The 17,194-nt window shown below is 71.7% G+C and carries 9 protein-coding genes; 3 read left to right on the top strand and 6 right to left on the bottom strand.

The window, feature by feature from the left end; genetic code table 11:
- Positions 1–5: 5 nt before the first annotated feature.
- From GWK25_RS06415 to GWK25_RS06405, 3 genes are all read right to left on the bottom strand, one after another.
- Positions 6–3,611: an ATP-dependent DNA helicase gene (locus GWK25_RS06415; protein WP_215448883.1), complete on the bottom strand. Its 3,606-nt coding sequence runs from the start codon at positions 3,609–3,611 to the stop codon at positions 6–8.
- A 58-nt stretch (positions 3,612–3,669) separates the two neighbouring features.
- Positions 3,670–7,056, bottom strand: coding sequence for an ATP-dependent DNA helicase (locus tag GWK25_RS06410; RefSeq protein ID WP_215448882.1), 3,387 nt, complete (start codon positions 7,054–7,056; stop codon positions 3,670–3,672).
- Positions 7,057–7,367: 311 nt separating this feature from the next.
- Positions 7,368–7,733: an MGMT family protein gene (locus GWK25_RS06405; protein ID WP_286014514.1), complete on the bottom strand. Its 366-nt coding sequence runs from the start codon at positions 7,731–7,733 to the stop codon at positions 7,368–7,370.
- 185 nt (positions 7,734–7,918) lie between these two features.
- Between GWK25_RS06405 and GWK25_RS06400 the strand changes: the two genes are divergently transcribed.
- From GWK25_RS06400 to GWK25_RS06390, 3 genes are all read left to right on the top strand, one after another.
- Complete coding sequence (locus GWK25_RS06400; protein ID WP_215448880.1) at positions 7,919–10,741, top strand: lysylphosphatidylglycerol synthase transmembrane domain-containing protein; 2,823 nt, start codon at positions 7,919–7,921, stop codon at positions 10,739–10,741.
- A gap of 129 nt (positions 10,742–10,870) precedes the next feature.
- Complete coding sequence (locus GWK25_RS06395) at positions 10,871–12,421, top strand: alpha/beta hydrolase (RefSeq protein WP_215448879.1); 1,551 nt, start codon at positions 10,871–10,873, stop codon at positions 12,419–12,421.
- Between the two features lie 119 nt (positions 12,422–12,540).
- Positions 12,541–14,073: an alpha/beta hydrolase gene (locus tag GWK25_RS06390; RefSeq protein ID WP_215448878.1), complete on the top strand. Its 1,533-nt coding sequence runs from the start codon at positions 12,541–12,543 to the stop codon at positions 14,071–14,073.
- A 113-nt stretch (positions 14,074–14,186) separates the two neighbouring features.
- On the opposite strand, the gene moeZ is transcribed toward GWK25_RS06390, so the two are convergent.
- The 3 genes from moeZ to GWK25_RS06375 all read right to left on the bottom strand — a co-directional run bounded on the left by moeZ (position 14,187) and on the right by GWK25_RS06375 (position 17,125).
- Complete coding sequence (moeZ, locus tag GWK25_RS06385) at positions 14,187–15,365, bottom strand: adenylyltransferase/sulfurtransferase MoeZ (RefSeq protein ID WP_215448877.1); 1,179 nt, start codon at positions 15,363–15,365, stop codon at positions 14,187–14,189.
- A gap of 63 nt (positions 15,366–15,428) precedes the next feature.
- The gene (locus GWK25_RS06380) at positions 15,429–16,178 is read right to left on the bottom strand and encodes a spherulation-specific family 4 protein (RefSeq protein WP_215448876.1); all 750 of its coding nucleotides are present in this window, start codon (positions 16,176–16,178) and stop codon (positions 15,429–15,431) included.
- Complete coding sequence (locus GWK25_RS06375) at positions 16,166–17,125, bottom strand: NAD(P)-dependent oxidoreductase (RefSeq protein WP_215448875.1); 960 nt, start codon at positions 17,123–17,125, stop codon at positions 16,166–16,168. Before GWK25_RS06375 ends, GWK25_RS06380 begins: the two co-directional genes overlap by 13 nt.
- Between the last annotated feature and the right edge of the window lie 69 nt (positions 17,126–17,194).

Genomic DNA, 17,194 nt, shown 5'->3' with positions numbered 1-17,194 from the left:
CGAGCCTATCGGCCCGCGGCGGCATGCTCGTCCGGCGGTTCGTCCGTGAACGCCTCCGGTCCGTCCGCCGACGGCTCCGGTCCCTCCGTGGCCGAATCCGGTCCCTCTTCGGTACCGGATTCCTCCAGGAGCATTCTTTCCAGTGCGTCCCGGCCGGGGAGGTTGGCCGGCCGGACGACGGCTCCGGTGCGGACGTACAGGAAGGCGGCGTCGACTGACTCCAGGGGCACGCCCTGCTGCTCGGCCCAGGCCAGCCGGTAGACGGCGAGCTGGAGCGGGTCGGCGGCGCGGGTGCGGCTGGTCTTCCAGTCGACGATCTCGTACATCGTCGTCCCGTCCCCGTGGTCCGCCCGGTAGACGGCGTCGATGCGGCCGCGCACGACCCGGCCGGCGATGTCGATCTGGAAGGGGGCCTCGACCCGGTGCGGGGTGCGGTGCGCGTACGGCGTGCGTTCGAATGCCTCCTTGAGGGCCTCCAGGTCCAGTTCGTCCGCGATCTCGGCCTCGCTGCCGGGCAGTTCGTCGGGCTCCAGCATGGGCAGCCTCAGCTCTTCGAAACGGGCCTCCAGCCAGGCGTGGAAACGGGTGCCGCGCCGGGCCGCGGGCTGCGGGGGGCGCGGCATGGGGCGGGCGAGTTCCTGCGCGAAGCCGTCCGGATCGGCGGCGAGACGCATCAGCTGCGAGGTGGTCAGCGACGGCGGCAGGGGTACGTCGGTGACCTTCGCGCGCGCTCGCACGAGTTCCCCGGTGAGGGCGTCCAGGTCGCGGTCCCACGAGGCGACGGTGCGGGCCTCCTCCGGCGTGAGCCCGGACGCGCCGGGATGCCTGCGGGCGTGCGGCACGGCGGGCGTGCGCCCGTGCGGCGCGGGACGGTCCACGCGCGCGTGGGGGCTCTGCGCGGTGCCCACGCGCGCGTGCGGGCCCTGTGCGGGACGGTCCGACGACCAGGAGTCCCAGTCGTCGGTGTCCTCGTCGATGAAGGGGGCGTCGTCCTCGTCGATGAGGGACGCGTAGTCCCCGTCGATGAAGGGGTCAGCGTCCGCGTCGATGGGCGGTTCGTCCGGGAAGTCCTCCTCTGCGGCCCCCGGATGCGTGTCCTCGTGGGTAGCCGCGCGGTCCAGGTGGGCCAGGACGGTCCGGGCCGCCGCCCTGCGGCGCATCAGAGCCGCGTCGTCGAGCGGGAGCGGCCAGGCGTGATCGGCCGCCGTCGCGTGCAGAGCGGGGTTCTCGGCGTCCTCCTCCGGCTCGTCGGCCCATGCCTCGATCTCGCCGTGCCCGGCGGCACAGTGGTCGTACAGGGCCTTGAGGAAGTCGGACGGCCCGCGGGGGCGCTTCTGGGACGGGCCCCACCAGTGGCCGGAGCCGAGGAGCAGGGAGCGGGGGCGGGTGAACGTCACGTAGCCGAGGCGGAGTTCCTCGGTGTGCTGGTGGTCCTTCATGGCCTCTTGGAATGCCTTCAGGCCGCGCGAGTCCCATGCCTCGACGTCCGGGAGGGTGTCGGCGTCGCCGCGCAGCTCGTGCGGCAGGACCTTGCCCTGGGCGGTCCACTTCTCCCGGCCCTGGGTGCTGGGGAAGGTGCCGGTGACCAGACCGGGTACGGCGACGACGTCCCATTCCAGGCCCTTGGACTTGTGGGCGGTGAGGACCTTGACGGTGTTCTCTCCCCCCGGCAGGGCGTTGTCGAGGCCCTTCTCGTACTGGGCGGCCGTGCGCAGGAAGCCGAGGAAGGCGAGGAGGGAGGCCTCTCCGGCGCTGTTGGCGGCGAAGGAGGCGGCGATGTCCAGGAAGTTGGACAGGGTCTCGCGGCGGCGGGCGGCGAGCGCGTGGGGGGAGGCGGAGAGTTCCACCTCCAGGCCGGTGACGGCGAGGACCCGGTGGAGGACGTCCATGAGCGGGTCGGCGAGCGAACGGCGCAGGTCGCGCAGTTCGGCGGCGAGCCGGGCGAACCGGACGCGCGCGTCCGTCGAGAACGGCAGGCCGTCGTCCTCCGCCTCGGCTTCGAGGGGGAGTTCCAGGAAGGTGTCCAGGGCGTCCGCCAGCGAGATCACCTCGGACGGGTCGACGCCCTCGACGGCCGCGGCGAGTCGGCGGTCCGGGTCGGCGTCGCCGTCCACGCGCGCGTGGGACACGAGCAGCCTGGCCCGGCGCCCGAGGAGGGCGAGGTCGCGGGGTCCGATCCGCCAGCGCGGGCCGGTGAGGAGGCGGACGAGGGAGGCGTTGGCACCGGGGTCCTGGAGGACCTCGCAGACCGCGACGAGGTCGGCGACCTCGGGGAGGTGGAGCAGTCCGGAGAGGCCGACGACCTCGACCGGGATGTCCCGGGCGACGAGCGCGCCCTGGATCTCGGCGAAGTCGGTGGCGGTGCGGCACAGGACCGCGATCTCGCCGGGTTCCTTGCCGGTGCGCACCAGGTGGGCGATGGTGTCGGCGAGCCAGTCCAGTTCCTCGGCGTGCGTGTTCAGCAGGGCGCAGCGGACCACACCGTCGCGTTCGGCGCCGGGGGCGGGCCGGAGGGCCTCCACGCCCGCGTGCATGGCCCGCAGGGGCTCCGCGAGACCGTTGGCGAGGTCGAGCAGACGGCCGCCGCTGCGGCGGTTCTCGCTGAGCGACTGGCGGGTCGCGGGGCTGCCGTCGGGGTGGGCGAAGTGCTCGGGGAAGTCGTCGAGGTTGGCGACGGAGGCGCCGCGCCAGCCGTAGATCGCCTGGCAGGGGTCGCCCACGGCCGTCACGGGATGGCCGGTGCCGCCCCCGAACAGACCTGACAGCAGGACGCGCTGGGCGACCGAGGTGTCCTGGTACTCGTCGAGCAGGACCACGCGGAACTCGTCCCGCAGGATGCGCCCCACCTCGGGGAGTCGGGCGAGGCCGGCGGACAGGGCGATCTGGTCGCCGAAGTCGAGGAGGTCCCGCTCGCGCTTGGCCGCGCGGTAGCGGCCGACCAGTTCGGTGAGTTCGCGTCGCGCCGCGGCCGCCTCGGGGACCTTGCGCAGATCCGCGTTGGTGAGCTTGACATGCTCCAGTTCACGCAGCAGGTCGGCGTCGTACGCGCGCAGGTCCTCGGGTCGTACGAGGTGCTCGGCGAGTTCGGAATCGAGGGTCAGCAGGTCGCTGACCAGGTCGGGGAAGGAGCGGGTCAGGGCCGGGTACGGGCCCGGGGACTCCCTGAGCACGCGCGCGGCGAGCTGGTAGCGGGTGGCGTCGGCGAGGAGCCGGGAGGTGGGTTCCAGGCCGATGCGCAGGCCGTGGTCGGTCAGCAGGCGACCCGCGAAGGCGTGGTACGTGGAGATGACCGGCTCGCCCGGCGGGTTGTCCGGGTCGATCACGTCCGGGTCGGTGATGCCCGCTTTGACCAGTGCCTTGCGTACGCGCTCGGCGAGTTCTCCCGCGGCCTTGTTCGTGAACGTCAGGCCCAGCACCTGTTCGGGGGCGACCTGTCCGGTGCCGACCAGCCACACTACGCGCGCGGCCATCACGGTGGTCTTGCCCGACCCGGCACCCGCCACGATCACCTGCGGCGCGGGCGGCGCGACGACGCAGGCCGTCTGCTCCGGGGTGAACGGGATGCCGAGGAGCTCCTTGAGCTGCTCGGGATCGCTGATACGGGCGGACATTCCAGAGAGGCTAGCGCCGACCACTGACAGCGGCCGTCGGGCCGCCGAGCGGGCACGGTCACTCGACCACGTGACGGCCTTCGGGGCGGGCGCTGCACGATGCCCGGAAAGCGCAGTGTGCACAGTGTTGTCCGGCGGTCGGGGAGAAACGCTCGTCCAGAACCTTGCCCGCGGCGGTCGCCAGGAGATCCGCCACCCACTCCCCTTCCGCACCCTCGACGGGGCCCTGCGCCTGCACCTTGGGGAGGCTCTCGCCACCGTTCTTCTTGGCGGCGCCCTGGCGCAGCTGGACGAGTTCGGCACCGCCCGGTTCGGGACGCACGCCGCCGAAGGGCTCGTCGACAGCCCCCTCGCGGACCGCGAGCTGGTACACGGCGAGCTGGGGGTGGCGGCTCACCTCGGCGGAACTCACGGACTGCTTGCCGGTCTTGAAGTCGACGACGTAGGCACGGCCCTCGGTGTCGGTCTCGACACGGTCCATGGAGCCCCGGATGCGCACTTCGTAGTCGCCCGCCTCGAGGGTGACGTCGAAGTCGTGCTCGCTGGCCACCGGGGCCCGCCCCGCTCGGTCCATGACATGCCACTGCAGGAAGCGTTCGAGCGCCACGCGCGCGTGCTGCTTCTCCTGGTCCGACTTCCAGGGCGCGTCGAAGGCGAGCGCGTTCCATACGGAGTCGAGGCGCTCCATGAGGACGTCGAGGTCGGCCGGGGTACGCCCGGAGGCGACCTCGTCGGCGAGCACGTGGATGACGTTGCCGAAACCCTGGGCGGCGGTCGCGGGCGCGTCGGCCTTCACCTCACGGCCCAGGAACCACTGCAGGGCGCAGGTGTTGGCGAGCTGGTCGAGGGCGCTTCCGGACAGCACGACGGGCTGGTCACGGTTCCTGAGCGGCACCTTGCTCTCGGTCGGCTCGAACATGCCCCACCAGCGGTGGGGATGCGCCGACGGCACGAGCGGACGGCCGTCCTCGTCGCTCAGCGCGGCCAGACGGGCCAGCCGCAGGGCGGCCGCCTCGCGGAGGGTCTCGGACACCCGTGGGTCCACCGTGGTGGCGCGCAGCTCGGCGACGAGGGCGGCCACGGACAGCGGGCGGCGGGGACGGCCGGTGACGTCCTTCGGCTCGACCCCCAGTTCGGTGAGGAAGCGGGAGGGCTGGTCGCCGTCGTCGGCGGGGGCTTTCACAGCGGTGACGACGAGGCGTTCACGCGCGCGCGTGGCGGCCACGTAGAACAGACGGCGTTCCTCTGCGAGAAGGGCGCCCGGCGTGAGCGGTTCGGCGAGACCGTCGCGCCCGATGCGGTCGGCCTCCAGCAGCGAACCGCGACGGCGCAGGTCCGGCCACAGCCCTTCCTGGACACCCGCGACGACGACCAGGCGCCACTGCAGGCCCTTGGCGCGGTGCGCGGTCATCAGGCGTACGGCGGCGGGGCGGACGGCCCGCCCGGTCAGCGTGTCGGCGGCGATGTCCTCGGCCTCGATCTCCGCCAGGAAGTTGAGGGCGCCCAGGCCGCCGGTGCGCTCCTCCGCGCGTGCCGCCGTGGCGAACAGCGCACAGACGGCGTCCAGGTCACGGTCCGCGTTGCGTCCGGCCGTGCCACCACGCCGGGCGGCGCGCTCCAGCCGCCTGGGCCAGGGCGTGCCGTCCCACAGCTCCCACAGCGCCTCCTCGACCGTCCCGCCGCCCGCGAGGCCTTCACGGGCCTTTCGCAGCAGCGCGCCGAGGCGCTGCGCGCCCCTCGCGTACGCCGGATCGTGCGCCACCAGCCGTTCCGGCTCGGCCAGCGCGCGTGCCAGCAGTTCGTCCGACGGCGGCGGTACGGGGTTGCCGCCGGCTCGCTCCTCCTCGCGCAACGCGCGGCCCAGGCGCCGCAGATCGGCGGTGTCCATACCCGCCAAGGGGGAGGCGAGGAGGTCGAGCGCGGTTTCGGTGTCGAGCCAGCAGTGCTGCACGTCGGACGGGTGGGACGCCCCGGACGGATCAGCGGGGTCGGGCACGTCGGGTGACTCGTCGGCTTCCGCTGCCGAGCCCGTCACGGCCGTCGTCTCCCCCAGCTCCGCCCGCGCGACCGCCCGCAACGCCGTCAGCAGCGGCTGTACGGCAGGTTCGTGGCGCAGGGGCAGGTCGTCGCCGTCGGTCTCCAGGGGGACGCCCGCGGCGGTGAGGGTGCGCCGGATCGACGGGATCGTGCGGGCGCCGGCACGCACCAGGACGGCCATCTCGCTCCAGGGGACGCCGTCCTCCAGATGAGCCCGGCGGAGGACGTCCGCGATGTTGTCCAGTTCCGTGCCCGGCGTCGGGTACGTGTAGACCTCGACGCGCCCTCCGTCCCGTACGGGCCTCAGCTCGCGGTGGGCGCGTACCTTCTCGGCGGGGAGGCGGGTGAGCGGCATGCGCTGGGTGAGCAGGCGCGTGGCGCCGAGCAGGTTCGCTCCCGAGCGGCGGGAGTTCTTCAGGACCGCGACCGGGGCCTGGTGGCCGTCCGCGCGCGGGAAGGCCTGCGGGAACTCCAGGATGCCGTTCACGTCGGCGCCCCGGAAGGTGTAGATCGACTGGTCGGGATCGCCGAAGGCGACCAGGGTGCGGCCGCCTCCGGCGAGGGTCCGCAGCAGCCGTACCTGCGCGGGGTCCGTGTCCTGGTACTCGTCGACGTAGACCGCGTCGTACTGGGCGGACAGCCGCCGGGCGACGTCGGGGCGTCCGGCCAGGAGCACCGCGCGATGGACCAGTTCCGCGTAGTCGAGCACGCCCTGGAGGTCGAGGACGTCCAGGTACTCGGCGAGGAAGGCGGAGGCCGCGAGCCAGTCCGGGCGGCCTATGCGCGCGGCGAAGGCACGCAGGTCGTCGGGGGCCAGGCCCAGTTCGCGGCTGCGGGCGAGGACCGCGCGGACCTCGTCGGCGAAGCCTCGCGTGGTCAGGCAGGCGCGCAGTTCGTCCGGCCAGCGCACGTGCGCGAGCCCGAGGCGTTCAAGGTCGGGCTGCCCCGCGAGGAGTTCACGGACCGCCACGTCCTGCTCCGGACCGGACAGCAGCCGCAGCGGCTCGACGAACAGGTCGCTGTCCTGGTGGGCGCGGACCAGCGCGTAGCAGAAGGAGTGAAAGGTGGTGGCCTGAGGGGCGCGCGCGGCGCCCATGCGCAGCGCCATGCGGTCGCGCAGTTCCACGGCGGCCTTGCGGCTGAAGGTCAGCACCAGCACGCGCGCCGGGTCGCCCCCACGGGCGATGCGGGCCGCCACCGACTCGACGAGCGTGGTCGTCTTGCCGGTGCCCGGACCTGCGAGAACGAGCAGGGGCCCGCGCTCGTGGTCAACCACGCCGCGCTGCTCGGCGTCCAGACGAGGGGGGTCCGTCCGGGCCGGTGGGGTACGCACCAGTCGGTAAGCGCCACGGCTCCCCTGTCGCACCTGGGTGTGCGACAGGCGCCTGGTGGAGAAAGAGGAGCTCACGTGGTTCGCCGGTCCTGGTGGGTGTGCGGGGTGTCACTGTCGACGCGGTGCGCCGGTGTCGAGGGGTGGTGGTCGGGAATCGGGTGTGCGGCGTGCCGCTCGGCGGGGAGGGTGGCCGGGGGGTGAGAGGGACACGCGCAGCCGACGCTACGCCGACGGGTGGTGCGGAAGCAGGGCTTCCCCTTAAGCCCTCCCGACCCGCACGGCACACGCGTCCCACGCCCCACGAACGTACGCCATGGCACCGACGTGCCACGCGTCGCCCGTACGGGCCAGGGGTCGCACCGAGGTCCTTCGGATGGCGGAAGCTGTCAGGTGTGACCCTCCGCGCCTCCACCGCCGTCCCAGCGCGCCCGTCTCATGTCGACGCGCGGGACATGGCCCTCGGTGGCTCGGCTCGCCTCGCGCAGGGGAGTCGCCTCCGCACGGTAGTGGTCCAGGGCTCTCCGTTCATGGCCGGGCAGCAGGACGCCGTCGGCGCGAACGACCCGCCACCAGGGCACCGCACCCCCGTAGAGGGCCATGACGCGGCCCACCTGGCGCGGGCCGCCCTCCCCCAGCCATTCGGCGACGTCCCCGTATGTCATGACCCGCCCCGGCGGGATCAGGTCGGCGACCTCGAGGACCCGCTCCGCGTACTCCGGCAGGGCGTCCGCCGGAAGGCTCTCCTCGCTCATCCGCCCCATCCTGCCCCACCCCACCGACAATGGGACGTGGTGGCCAAGGCGTGCGTCCCTCGCTCCGGGGGCGGTCTTCGGGCAGACTGTGCGCCCCCGCATTGCACCCTGATGCCCCTGTGTGCCCACCTGGCATGCCACCATCGTGCGGGCGGTGACCGGTGATACGAGACCAAGAAGAGACGATGAAGCAGCAGAGCGTGCATCCCGATGACGCGTCGGGCAGCTCTGGCGCCTCGTCGCGCCCGAACGCCTCGGAGGGCGGCGCCGAGGGCACCGACGACGTCTCGGAGAAGGCCTCCGGCACCACCTCCTCGCCCTCCTTCGAGAAGAAGTCCCCCTCGGCGCACGAGGACGAGCACGGGAACGTGGACGAGAAGCTGCGGGACAGGCAGGACGAGAACGACCTCGACGAGGCACACGCCGAGGAGGTCGAGGGCGACGAACCACTGCTCCCCGCGCGCGTACACCGTCCCTCCGACCTCATGCGGCTGTCGGTGGGCATCCTCGGCGTCATCGTCCTGCTGGGGATCGCCGCGTTCGCCCACGGCACCACCTCCGGACTCGAACAGGACATCAACAAGGGCACGGGACAGGCGCCCGATCTTCTGATCAAGCTCGCCGGCCTGGGATCGAGCATCGCGATCCTGCTCGTACCGGTCGCGTTCGCGATCGAACGGCTGATCAAGCGGGACGGGCTGCGCATCGCCGACGGCGTGCTCGCGGCGGTGCTGGCGCACGGAGTGACGCTGGCGACCGACCTGTGGGTCGCCAGGGCCGCCCCGGACTCGATCCAGGAGGCGCTCACCCAGCCCTCCCCCGGCGACATCCACGCGCTCACGGACCCCGTGCACGGCTACCTCGCGCCGGTCATCGCGTACATGACCGCCGTCGGCATGTCACGCAGACCCCGATGGCGGGCCGTGCTGTGGATCGTGCTCCTGCTGGACGCCTTCTCGATGCTGGTCACGGGCTACACCACACCGTTCTCGATCATCCTGACGGTGCTGATCGGCTGGACCGTCGCCTACGGAACGCTGTATGCGGTCGGCTCCCCCAACGTCCGCCCGACCGGCCGGACGCTGATGGCCGGCCTCAGGCGGGTCGGCTTCAAGCCCGTGAGCGCGGCCCGTGAGGAGATCCCGGAGACGGCGGAGGGCGGGGACCGGGGCCGCCGGTACTTCGTGACGCTGGAGGACGGCCCGCCCCTGGACGTCACCGTCGTGGACCGGGAGCAGCAGGCCCAGGGCTTCTTCTACCGCGTCTGGCGGCGTCTGACGCTGCGCGGCATCACCACCCGCCGCAGCCTGCAGTCGCTGCGCCAGGCGCTGGAGCAGGAGGCCCTCCTCGCGTACGCGGCCATCGCGGCCGGCGCCAACGCGCCGAAGCTGATCGCCACCTCCGAGCTCGGACCGGACGCCGTGATGCTTGTCTACGAGCACACCGGCGGACGCACGCTGGACTCCCTGGCGGACGACGAGGTCACCGACGAGCTGATGTCGGACACCTGGCACCAGGTGAAAGCACTGCAGTCGCGGCGGATCGCGCACCGCAGGCTCGTCGGTGACGCGATTCTGGTGGATCGTTCCGGCACGGTGATCCTCACCGATCTGCGCGTCGGCGAGATCGCGGCGGGCGATCTGGTGCTCCGCATGGACGTCTCCCAGCTGCTGACGACTCTGGGTCTGCGGGTGGGCGCGGAACGCGCGGTGGCGTCGGCGGTCAGCGTGCTCGGCCCCGACGCCGTGGCCGACTGTCTGCCGATGCTCCAGCCCATCGCCCTGTCGCGCTCCACGCGCGCGACGCTGCGCAGACTCGCCCGGGAGCGCTCCGAACGCGAGCGCGAGGCGGTCCTGGAGGCGTCCCACCTCGCCAAGCAGGCCCGCGCGGAGGAGCACAGCAGGGCCGCCGAGCCGGGCAAAGCCGACAAGAAGGCCGTACGGGCCGAGCAGCGTGCCGAGAAGCGAGCGATCGACGAGGCCCTGGAGGAGGCCCGCGAGGAGGACCTGCTCACCCAGATCCGCCACCAGGTGCTGCTGATCAGGCCCCAGGCACCGGTCGAACCGGCCCGGCTCGAGCGGGTCAAGCCGCGCACGCTGATCAGTCTCATCGCCGGTGCGATCGGCGCGTACTTCCTGCTGACCCAGCTCACCCACATCGAGTTCGGGCCGCTCATCGAGAACGCCGAGTGGGGCTGGGTCGCCGCCGCGGTGTTCTTCTCCGCGCTGAGCTATGTCGCGGCGGCGATGAGCCTGCTGGGCTTCGTGCCTGAGCGGGTGCCGTTCCTGCGGACCATCGGGGCACAGGTCGCCGGATCGTTCGTGAAGATCGTGGCGCCGGCCGCGGTGGGCGGTGTGGCACTCAACACGCGCTTCCTGCAGCGGGCGGGGGTGCGGCCGGGGCTCGCGGTGGCGAGCGTCGGCGCGTCGCAGCTCTTCGGACTCGGCTGCCACATCCTGATGCTGCTGGCCTTCGGCTATCTGACCGGTACCGAGAAGACGCCGTCCCTGTCGCCGTCCCGCACCGTCATCGCGGGCCTGCTGACGGTGGCGGTGCTCGTGCTGGTGGTGACGTCCATCCCGTTCCTGCGCAAGTTCGTCGTCACGCGCGTGCGGTCGCTCTTCGCCGGTGTCGTGCCGCGCATGCTCGACGTGCTGCAGCGGCCGCAGAAGCTGGTCACCGGCATCGGCGGCATGCTGCTCCTCACGGGCTGCTTCGTGATGTGCCTGGACGCCTCGATCCGCGCGTTCGGCAACGAGGACGTGTCGATCAGCATCGCCAGCGTCGCGGTCGTCTTCCTCGCGGGCAACGCGCTCGGTTCGGCGGCCCCGACCCCGGGCGGTGTGGGTGCCGTCGAGGCCACCCTGACGGTCGGTCTGATCGCCGTCGGCCTCCCCAAGGAGGTCGCCGCGCCGGCCGTGCTGCTCTTCCGTCTGCTGACCCTGTGGCTGCCCGTGCTGCCGGGATGGCTGGCCTTCAACCAGCTGTCACGCAAGGGCGCGCTCTAGAGGGCGCCTACTCGCGTGGGCGTCTCGCCCGCCGCACGCCGTCCACGCGCGCGTGGACGGCGCCCCTCAGCTCACTCGCACGGCCCGCGCCCCGAGCGCATCGCTCGGGGCGCCACCAGGATGGGTGGCATGCCCCTCGCACCCCGACCGCGTGCCGTCGCCGTGACCGCCATCGCCGTCCTGCTGTCCGTGACGGCGGCGGGCTGCGGCGATGCCGCTCCGGGGGACGACAGGGACCTGACGAAGCAGAAGCTGAGCTGGAAGACCTGCGAGGCGCCGTCGGCGTCCCAGGGCGGTGGCACCGCGCCCCCACCGCTGCCGGACGGGGACGGCTGGCAGTGCGCCACCATGAAAGCGCCTCTCGACTGGGACGAGCCCGACGGCGACACCATCGGCATCGCACTGATCCGGGCCCGGTCCAGCGGCTCCGGGAATCAGCGCATCGGCTCGCTCGTCTTCAACTTCGGCGGCCCCGGCCTCTCGGGGGTCAAGACGCTCCCCTCGTTCGGCGAGGACTACGCGAAACTGCGTACCCGCTACGACCTGGTGAGCTTCGACCCGCGTGGCGTCGGACGCAGCGCCGGCGTCCAGTGCGAGGACGACGAGGCACTCGACGAATACTTCCAGCAGGACATGACACCGGACGACGCGTCCGAGCGGACGGACTTCCTCGACAGCACCAAGACGTTCAACTCCGCCTGTGAGGAGAACTCCGGCAGGACCCTCCCGCACGTCCCCACCACGGACGCGGCCCGTGACATGGACCTCATGCGCCAGGTCCTCGGCGACGACAAGCTCCACTACTTCGGCTTCTCGTACGGCACCGAACTCGGCGGCGTCTACGCGCACCTGTTCCCCGAGAACGTCGGACGTGCCGTGTTCGACGCTGTCGTCGACCCGACCCAGACCGCGGAGCAGGGCTCGCTCGGACAGGCCAAGGGCTTCCAGCGGGCGCTCGACAACTACGCCCGGGACTGTGTCTCCCAGGTGGCGGACTGCCCGGTGGGCGACACCGAGCAGGACGTCGAGAACCGGATCGTCAAGCTGCTCGACGACCTCGACAGAAAGCCGATCCCCGGGGTCTTTCCGCGCGACCTGACCGAGACCGAGGCGCGGAACGGCATCGCCCAGGCTCTCTACTCCCAGGATCTCTGGCAGTACCTGACAGCGGGTCTGGAACAGGCGTACGACGGGGACGGCCAGGTGCTGATGCTGCTGTCCGACTCGTTGAACGGGCGAAGCGAGAACGGCGAGTACAGCAACCTCTCCGCGGCGAACGTCTCCATCAACTGCGCGGACGACAAGCCGCGCTACACCACCGAGGACGTGGAGACGAGACTGGCCGAGTTCCGGGCGACCTCGCCCGTCTTCGGTGAGTGGCTCGCCTGGTCCCTGCTCACCTGCACCGACTGGGCGGTCGCCGGCGCGGCCGACCACCCCGATGTGAGGGCCCGGGGCTCGGCGCCGATCCTTGTGATCGGCAACACGGGCGACCCGGCCACCCCGTACGAGGGTGCGCGCAGGATGGTCGAGGCGCTCGGGCCGGGGGTCGGAGTGGGGCTGACGTACCGAGGACAGGGTCATGGCGCGTACGGCAGCGGCAATGCCTGCGTCCAGACGGCCGTGGACGGCTACCTGCTGAGGGGGAAGGTGCCGAAAAACGGCACCGTCTGCTCGTGAACATGCAGGTCAGAACGTTATCCACAGGCCAGCTCGGCATCCCCGGTGGTCCGCATACCATGGCATGACCGTCATTCGGGACAGCCGTCGGACGGTGGAGCGAGAGGGGGGAAGTGCTCATGGCGCGTTTTCCACGGGGGGTGGCCCTGGCCGCAGCCGTGCTGCTGGTCGCAGGCTGCAGCGGCGGCACGGACGACGGATCCGACGACGAGAAGGAGGACGGCAAGGCCTCCGCATCCGCATCCACACCGGCGTCCGCGTCGGCGCCGAAGGAACTCGACTGGGGGCGCTGCGAGGCGACGTCGGAAGAGCCAGCGCCGGGCGACGACTGGCAGTGCGCGACGCTGAAGGTACCGCTGGACTACGCCGAACCGGACGGCGCGAAGATCGGGCTCGCGCTGATCCGCAGCAGGGCGACCGGCGACGCCGACGAGCGGGTCGGCTCCCTCCTGTTCAACTTCGGTGGCCCGGGCGGCTCAGGTGTCTCCATGCTCCCGTCTTACGCCGGGGTGGCGAGCGAACTGCACAAGCGGTACGACCTGGTGAGCTGGGACCCGCGTGGGGTGGCCCGGAGCGAGGGGGTGCGCTGCCGCGGCGACAAGGAGATCCAGGCGAGCGAGTCGGTGGACGCCACACCGGACGACACGACCGAGGAGACCGCTTTCTTCGAGGACGCGGCCGACTTCGGGGCGGGCTGCGAGAAGGCCGCGGGCGCACTGCTGTCGCACGTCTCGACCACCGAGACCGCCCGCGACATGGACCTCATACGCCAGGTCCTCGGCGACGAGAAGATGCACTACTTCGGCATCTCCTACGGCACCGAACTCGGCGGCGTCTACGCCCATCTGTTCCCCGGGAAAGTGGGACGCCTGGTCCTGGACGCGGTGGTCGACCCGACCGCCGACACGGTGGGGCACGCGAAGAACCAGGCCCTGGGCTTCCAGCGCGCCCTCGACAACTATCTGAGGTCCACGGGCCAGGCCCCCGAGGCTGGCACCCGGAGGATCGAGAAGCTGCTGGAGCGCATCGACGCCGAACCGCTGGCGACGACGTCCGGCCGCGAGCTCACCCAGACGCTGGCGACCACCGGGATCGTCCTGCCGCTCTACAGCGAGCAGAGCTGGCCCACACTGACCAGCGCACTCGACGCCGCGGAGGACGGCGACGGCACCGAACTGCTGGCGCTGGCCGACGGGTACAACGAGCGGGACCCGTCGGGCCACTACGGCACGACGACCCACTCCCAACGGGTCATATCGTGCTTGGACCAGAAGCAGCGGCCGACTCCGGAGGAGACGAAGAAGCTGCTGCCCGAGTTCCGGGAGATCTCTCCCGTGTTCGGCGAGTTCCTGGGCTGGGACACGGCGGGCTGGTGCCACGACTGGCCGGTACCCGGTCTCACGGACTCACCGGAGGTGAGCGCCCCCGGAGCCGACCCCGTCCTCGTGGTGGGCAACACCGGGGATCCGGCGACACCCTACGAGGGCGCGCGGAAGATGGCCGGGGAGCTGGGCGAGGGCGTCGGTGTGATGCTCACCTGGAAGGGCGAGGGTCATGGCGCGTACGGCAGCGGCAGCGGCTGTGTCGACTCGACGGTGAACGCGTATCTGCTGGACGGCAGGGTGCCCAAGGACGGCAAGGTCTGCGGGTAGACCGGTGCGCCCACCGGCCCGCGGCGGTCCGGTGGGCAGCGCGGAGGGGCCCGGCACCCTTGGTGCCGAGCCCCTCTCTGGAAGGCGTTCGCCCGGTGAACCGGCCTGCTCGGCTAGTAGACCGGCTTGCTGGGCTCGATCTGGTTGACCCAGCCGATCACGCCACCGCCGACGTGGACCGCGTCGGCGAAGCCCGCCGACTTCAGGACCGCGAGGACTTCCGCACTGCGGACACCCGTCTTGCAGTGCAGGACGATCTTCTTGTCCTGCGGGAGGGCCTCCAGGGCGGTGCCCATGAGGAACTCGTTCTTCGGGATCAGCTTGGCGCCCGGGATGGAGACGATCTCGTACTCGTTGATCTCGCGGACGTCGATGATCTCGATGTTCTCACCGTCGTCGATCCACTCCTTGAGCTGCTTGGGAGTGATCGTCGAACCGGCGGCCGCCTCCTGGGCCTCCTCGGAGACGACGCCGCAGAAGGCCTCGTAGTCGATGAGCTCGGTGACGGTGGGGTTCTCGCCGCAGACGGCACAGTTGGGGTCCTTGCGGACCTTGACCTGGCGGTACTGCATCTCCAGGGCGTCGTAGATCATCAGGCGGCCGACCAGCGGCTCGCCCGTGCCGGTGAGGACCTTGATGGCCTCGGTGACCTGGATGGAACCGATCGAGGCGCACAGCACGCCGAGGACGCCGCCCTCGGCGCAGGAGGGGACCATGCCCGGCGGCGGGGGCTCCGGGTAGAGGCAGCGGTAGCAGGGACCGTGCTCGGACCAGAAGACGGAGGCCTGGCCGTCGAAGCGGTAGATCGAACCCCAGACGTACGGCTTGTTCAGCAGCACGGCCGCGTCGTTGACCAGGTAACGGGTCGCGAAGTTGTCAGTGCCGTCGACGATCAGGTCGTACTGGCTGAAGATGTCCATCACGTTCTCGGCCTCGAGCCGCTCTTCGTGGAGGATCACGTTCACGTACGGGTTGATGCCGAGGACGGAGTCACGGGCGGACTCGGCCTTGGAACGGCCGATGTCGGCCTGGCTGTGGATGATCTGGCGCTGCAGGTTCGACTCGTCGACCTCGTCGAACTCCACGATGCCGAGCGTCCCGACGCCCGCCGCGGCCAGGTACATCAGCGCCGGCGAGCCCAGGCCGCCGGCGCCCACACAGAGCACCTTGGCGTTCTTCAGCCGCTTCTGCCCGTCCATCCCGACGTCGGGGATGATCAGGTGGCGGGAGTACCTGCGGACCTCGTCTACGGTGAGCTCGGAAGCGGGCTCGACCAGGGGTGGCAGCGACACGGGGACTCCGTTGGTCGGTCAATCACTACAGTTGTTCTCCCCGTAACACTGCCACGCCCTTTTTCATTCCGAGACACCCGTTCCAACCAGCGAGACGATGTCGTCCCAGTAGCCGGGCATCGTCTCCCAGGGGTCGATCCTCCCGTAGCGGTCGGTGCGGTCCGTGAAGTAGATCGTGGCGGCGCCCTGCCAGCGGGCGATCCGCAGTGCCTCGTCCAGGTGACCGCGCGGAACGCCGTGGACGAAGTGGCAGAAGCGCTCGGGGGGATGGTCGGCGGTCCATTCGGCCACCTGCGACCACCGGTAGTCGCTCCAGGGGCCGGAGAAGGTCACCAGTTGGTCGGCGATCTCGACATACCCGGGATACGGATGGGTTCCATGGCCGAGGACGACGTGGCCGCCGCCGAGGAGGGCACGGAGTGTGGTGACCGCGCGGCCGGTCTCGGCGAGGGAGCCGCGCTCGGTGGGACAGCGGTCCAGGAGGAAGCCGTCGACGAGGTACCAGTCGAGATAGCGGCGGGCGTCGGCGGCGATCTCGGCGAAGGCACGCGCTCCGAAGGTCATGTCCACCCGGCCGAGGACCTGGACCCCCGCGTTCCGCAACCGTCCGGCGGCCTCCAGGCAGTGCCGGTCGGGGCGGGTGCCGGGGCCGTCGGAGACGTCGAGGGCGACCCAGTGCAAGGGGATGCCGGGGCGGGTGAGCTCGCCCCATTCCAGTGGAGCGACGAGGGGGTGGGCATAGCCGGGGACGCCGATGCCCTGACTTAAGCCGGTGCGGGCGATGCCCGACGGGGCGGGGGTCAGATACGGCATGCCGCCTCCATCCAGATGTCGGCGAGGGACTCCTCCAGGTTGATGCGGGGCCGCCAGCCGAGCCGGTCGCGGGCAGTGCGCACATCGGCCTGCTGCCAGCTGCCGCAGCCGTCCGGATAGGGGTAGGAGACGGGGGCGGCGTGGTCGGGTTCGGGGCGGGGGTGGCCGATGGTCGACCTGAGGGGATTGGGCGGGGCGTCCAGTTCGTGGAGGGCTCCCCCGTAGCCGGCGACGCGGGCGAGGACGGCCGCGGCGTCCCGGAGGCGCACGGCGCGGCCCGAGCCGATGTTGATCACGCCCTGGGCGGCGGAGAGCGAGGCGGCGTGGACGGCGCGGGCGACATCGCGTACGTCGACGAAGTCCCGCTGGACGCCGAGGCCGCCGAGTTTGAGTTCGCCGTCGCCGGACTGCATGGCGCGGCGCATGGCTTCGGCGAGACGGCCGAGCGGGGAGCCGGCGGGTGTGCCGGGGCCGGCGGGTGAGAAGACACGCAGGACCACGGCGTCGAGGCCGGAGCCGAGGACGAGTTCGGTGGCGGCGAGCTTGCTCACACCGTACGGGCCGCCGGGGCGGGGCACGGCGTCCTCGGCGGTGGAGGACCCGGGCTGGCTGGGCCCGTACTCCGCACCGCAGCCGAGCTGCACCAGACGTGCCCCGCAGCCGCTGCGGCGCAGAGCCTCGCAGACGGTGGCGACGGCGACGGTGTTGTGCCGGGTGAGTTCGCGGGCGCCTCCCCGGGTGGCGCCGGCGCAGTTGACGACCACTCCGGGGTGGACGGCGTCCAGGAAGCGGGTGAGCGCGCCGGGGCTGCCGGTGGCGAGGTCGAACCGTACGTCGGCGTCGTCGCCGCGGCCGAGCGCGGTGAGTTGGACGGCCGGGTCGGCGAGCAGACGTTCGGCGACGAAGCGGCCGAGGTATCCGTTGGCTCCGATCAGCAGGACCCTCATCGGGCGGCTCCCGGGGCGGGCTCTCCGGTTCGGGAGGTGATCATCTGGCGTTCTCCTTATGGGGTGGTG

The sequence above is a fragment of the Streptomyces sp. ATCC 21386 genome (assembly GCF_018728545.1).
In the GTDB taxonomy this organism is placed as follows: Bacteria; Actinomycetota; Actinomycetes; order Streptomycetales; family Streptomycetaceae; genus Streptomyces.
The sequence above is the reverse complement of the archived record's forward strand: the minus strand, read 5'-3'. Positions and strand labels throughout refer to the sequence as shown.